Consider the following 3,969-nt stretch of genomic DNA (forward strand, 5'->3'; position numbering starts at 1 on the left):
CTATGCCATCGGCAACATCCACCGGCCAGGCTCGGCGGCAGCCTCCGTGATCCTGGCGCTCGGCCTCGGGCTCACGCTGTTCGTGACGCTGGCGCTGACCGACCGCTCGATCTCCTCCGAACTCCGCTCCGGCATTCCGGAGAAGGCGCCGGCCTTCTTCTTCCTCGACGTGCGCAATAATGAGCTTGCCCAGTTCAAGGATGCCGTGGGGCAGGAGAAGGGCGTCACCCATGTCAACAACTCGCCCATGCTGCGGGGCCGCGTCGTCGCCGTGAAGGGCGTTCCAGCGGCTGAGGTCAAGGCCTCGCCCGAGTCGAACTGGGCGCTGCGCGGCGACCGCGGCCTCACCTATGCGGAAACGCTTCCCGAGGGCTCGCGGCTCGTGACGGGCGACTGGTGGCCCGCAGGCTACGACGGCCCGCCGCTCGTGTCCCTCGTCGACGAGATCGCGCAAGGGATCGGCGTCGGGATCGGCGACGAGATCACCGTCAATGTGCTGGGCCGCGAGATCACGGCGAAAGTGGCCAATCTCCGGCAGGTGAACTGGCGGAGCCTCGGCATCAACTTCGTGATGGTGTTTTCGCCCAACACGCTGAAGGGCGCGCCCCACAGCCATATCGTGACGGTCGAGATGGACGGCGGTGACGAGGCGCAGCTGCTGAACCGGATGGCGCGGGCCTACCCGTCCGTCACGGCGGTGCGGGTGAAGGATGCGATCGACATCGTGAGCAAGCTTCTGGAGCAGATGCTGATGGCCATCCGCGGCGCGAATGTGCTGACGCTGTTCACCGGCGTTCTGGTGCTGGCCGGGGCGCTGGCGGCGGGGCTTTCCGAACGGCTCTACGAGGCGGTGGTGCTCAAGACCTATGGCGCCTCCAAGCGGCAGCTGGTCGGGGCCTTCGTCATCGAATATGCCGGGCTGGGACTGGCGGCCGCCGCCTTCGGGCTGGCGGTGGGGTCGCTCGCCTCATGGTTCCTGGCCCGCTTCATCCTCGAGCTGCCGTGGAGCTTCTCGGCCGTGACGGCGGTGGCGACGGCGCTGATCGCCATGCTGGTGACGATCGCCGCCGGGCTGGCGGTGACGTGGACTGCGCTTTCGGCGAAGCCCGCGCCATTCCTCAGAAACGAGTAGAAATCGCAACCGCTTCCGGATAGTCAGGGAAACATGGTCGTTCTCAATCGCATCTACACCCGCACCGGCGATGCCGGGGAAACCGCACTCGGCTCCGGCGAACGCGTCTCCAAGGCGCATCTCCGGATCCAGGCCTATGGCACGGTCGACGAGACCAACGCCACGCTGGGCGTCGTGCGCCTGCACACGGGCACGTCTGACATGCTGAAGCTGGACCAGATGCTGGCGCGCATCCAGAACGAGTTGTTCGACCTCGGTGCGGATCTCTGCGTTCCGGAGACGGGCAAGGACCTGGGATACGAGCCCCTGCGCATCCTGCCCAAGCAGTATGAGCGGATCGAGGCGGAGATCGACGAGCTCAACGGCGAGCTTTCCCCGCTCCGCTCCTTCGTGCTGCCGGGTGGCCACCCGGCGGCCGCACAGCTTCACATCACGCGTACCGTCTGCCGCAGGGCCGAGCGGCTGGTGGTCGAACTCGCCTCACACGCGGGCGAGCATGTGAGCGAAGGCGCCATCGCCTACATCAACCGGCTGTCCGATTTCTTCTTCGTGGCCAGCCGGTGGGCCAATGCGCATTCGGGCGCGGGCGACGTGCTGTGGGTGCCGGGCAAAACGCGCCAGGGCTGACGACCGATGTTCATCCCTCTTCACGATTCGACACCGCTGAAGATCATCCGCTTCCAGGCCGTCACCATCGCCATCATCCTGCTGGAGGTGGCGGTCTATCTCATGACGGGCGCGTTCAGGACGGAATCCTCGCTCGCCGCGACGGCGGCCCTGTGGGGCGTGGTGCCGGGCGAAGTCACCGGCATGATGCCGCCCATCCTGGGCTATGACCCGGTGCCCGAGCCCTTCACCCTCATCAGCTACCAGTTCCTGCATGGCAGCTGGTGGCACCTGATCTCCAACATGCTGTTCCTCTGGGTCTTCGCCGACAACATCGAGGATGCCTATGGCCATGTCGCCTTCGCCTTGCTCTTCCTGTTCTGCGGCGTGGTTGCAGCACTGGCCCATGTTCTGGTGATGCCCGGGTCAGGCGCCCCGCTGGTGGGCGCATCCGGCGCGGTGTCCGGTGTGCTGGGGGCCTATCTGGTGCTGTTCCCGAAGGCGCGCGTCTGGATCCTGCTGGCGGCGCGCATTCCACTGCGGATCAGCGCGCTCTGGGTGCTGGGCGGCTGGTTCGTCCTGCAGCTGGTCTCCTGGTGGATGACGCAGAGTGCTGAGACCCAGATCGCCTGGGGGGCCCATGTCGGCGGCTTCATCGCCGGCGCGGCGATCACCTATGCGATCCGCCGGAGACTGTGGATGCGGCTTGGCGCCTGAGCCCTGAGAGCGGTACCGGAAAGCGTCGCATTCGGCTCCCAAGCGGCGTTGGCGGAATTGACTTGAGGGGTTCCCCTCACTAGGGTCCGGCCACTTTTTGAAGACCGCCATATCGGGGAACAAGATGAAAGTTCTGGTCGCTGTGAAGCGGGTCGTTGACTATAACGTCAAGATCCGCGTGAAGGCCGACGGTTCGGGTGTCGAACTGGCCAATGTGAAAATGTCGATGAATCCCTTCGACGAAATCGGCGTCGAGGAGGCGGTGCGCCTCAAGGAATCCGGCAAGGCGACGGAAGTGGTGGCGGTGTCCATCGGCCCGGCCCAGGCCCAGGAGACGCTGCGCACGGCGCTCGCCATGGGTGCGGACCGCGCGATCCTGGTCAAGACGGACGACCTGGTAGAGCCGCTGGCGGTTGCCAAAATCCTGAAGGGCATCGTTGCAGCTGAGGGCCCCGAAATCGTCATCCTCGGCAAGCAGGCGATCGACGACGACTGCAACCAGACCGGCCAGATGCTGGCAGCCCTTCTGGGCTGGCCGCAGGCGACCTTCACCTCCAAGCTCGAACCCGGTCCGGGCGAGGCGCAGATCACGCGCGAGATCGATGGCGGCCTGCAGATGCTGACGGTGAAGCTGCCGGCAGTCGTCACCACCGACCTCCGCCTCAACCAGCCGCGCTATGCCTCGCTGCCCAATATCATGAAGGCGAAGAAGAAGCCGCTGGACGAGAAGACGCCCGCCGACTTCGGCGTGGACACCGCGCCCCGCCTGAAGGTCGTCAAGACCGAGGAGCCGCCGAAGCGCCTGGCCGGCATCAAGGTTGGCTCGCCCGCCGAGCTCGTAGCCAAACTCAAGGAAGCAGGAGCACTCTGATGGCCGTCCTCCTCATCGCCGAACACGACAATACCTCCATCAAGGACGCCACTCACAAGGCGCTGACCGCCGCTGCCCAGATGGGCGGGGATGTGCATGTGCTGGTCGCCGGCAACAATGCCGCAGGGGCTGCGGCGCAGGCTGCGAAGCTTCACGGCGTCACCAAGGTGCTGCACGTCGAGTCGGCATCGCTCGAGCGCCCGCTGGCGGAGCCGATGGCGGCCCTGGTCGTGGCGCTCAGCGGCGCCTACGACCACCTCGTCACGCCCGCAACCGGCAATGGCAAGAACTTCATGCCGCGCGTCGCCGCCCTGCTCGACGTGATGCAGATTTCTGACATTTCCGAAGTGAAGGCACCCGACACTTTCGTGCGCCTGATCTATGCCGGTAACGCCGTGCAGACCGTGCAGTCGATGGATGCCAAGAAGGTCATCACCGTGCGCACCGCCTCCTTTGCGGCGGCGGGCGAAGGCGGATCGGCGGATGTCGTCAAGGTGGACGCACCAGCCGACCCGGGCCTCTCGGCCTATAAGGGCGAGAACCTCTCGAAGTCGGACCGCCCGGAACTGACCTCGGCGAAGATCGTGGTCTCCGGCGGCCGCGGCATGCAGAACGGCGAGAACTTCAAGCTGCTCGAATCGGT

5 protein-coding genes are annotated in these 3,969 nt (G+C 65.9%); all 5 read left to right on the plus strand.

Translation table 11 applies throughout. The features are described 5' to 3' along the window. On the plus strand, positions 1 to 1,132 hold a 1,132-nt coding region (locus ACILRA_RS20770; protein ID WP_395663955.1), incomplete at its 5' end, for an ABC transporter permease. A 33-nt stretch (positions 1,133 to 1,165) separates the two neighbouring features. Next, positions 1,166 to 1,759, plus strand: a complete 594-nt coding sequence (locus tag ACILRA_RS20775) for a cob(I)yrinic acid a,c-diamide adenosyltransferase (RefSeq protein WP_395663956.1) — start codon at positions 1,166 to 1,168, stop codon at positions 1,757 to 1,759. A 6-nt stretch (positions 1,760 to 1,765) separates the two neighbouring features. Next, positions 1,766 to 2,455 (plus strand): rhomboid family intramembrane serine protease, encoded by a 690-nt coding sequence (locus ACILRA_RS20780; RefSeq protein WP_395663957.1) that lies wholly within the window; start codon positions 1,766 to 1,768, stop codon positions 2,453 to 2,455. A gap of 124 nt (positions 2,456 to 2,579) precedes the next feature. Continuing rightward, positions 2,580 to 3,326, plus strand: a complete 747-nt coding sequence (locus ACILRA_RS20785; protein WP_395663958.1) for an electron transfer flavoprotein subunit beta/FixA family protein — start codon at positions 2,580 to 2,582, stop codon at positions 3,324 to 3,326. Next, a partial coding sequence (locus tag ACILRA_RS20790; RefSeq protein WP_395663959.1) for an electron transfer flavoprotein subunit alpha/FixB family protein occupies positions 3,326 to 3,969 on the plus strand: 644 nt, incomplete at its 3' end. The genes ACILRA_RS20785 and ACILRA_RS20790, both read left to right, overlap by 1 nt.

Origin of the sequence: Aestuariivirga sp. (assembly GCF_044239095.1) — a bacterium.
Lineage (GTDB): Bacteria > Pseudomonadota > Alphaproteobacteria > Rhizobiales > Aestuariivirgaceae > Aestuariivirga.

Bases quoted from the DNA above. Each gene is read 5' to 3' on its own strand.
- ACILRA_RS20775 (WP_395663956.1), top strand. From the start codon at position 1,166: ATGGTCGTTCTCAATCGCATCTACACCCGCACCGGCGATGCCGGGGAA.
- ACILRA_RS20780 (WP_395663957.1), top strand. From the start codon at position 1,766: ATGTTCATCCCTCTTCACGATTCGACACCGCTGAAGATCATCCGCTTC.
- ACILRA_RS20785 (WP_395663958.1), top strand. From the start codon at position 2,580: ATGAAAGTTCTGGTCGCTGTGAAGCGGGTCGTTGACTATAACGTCAAG.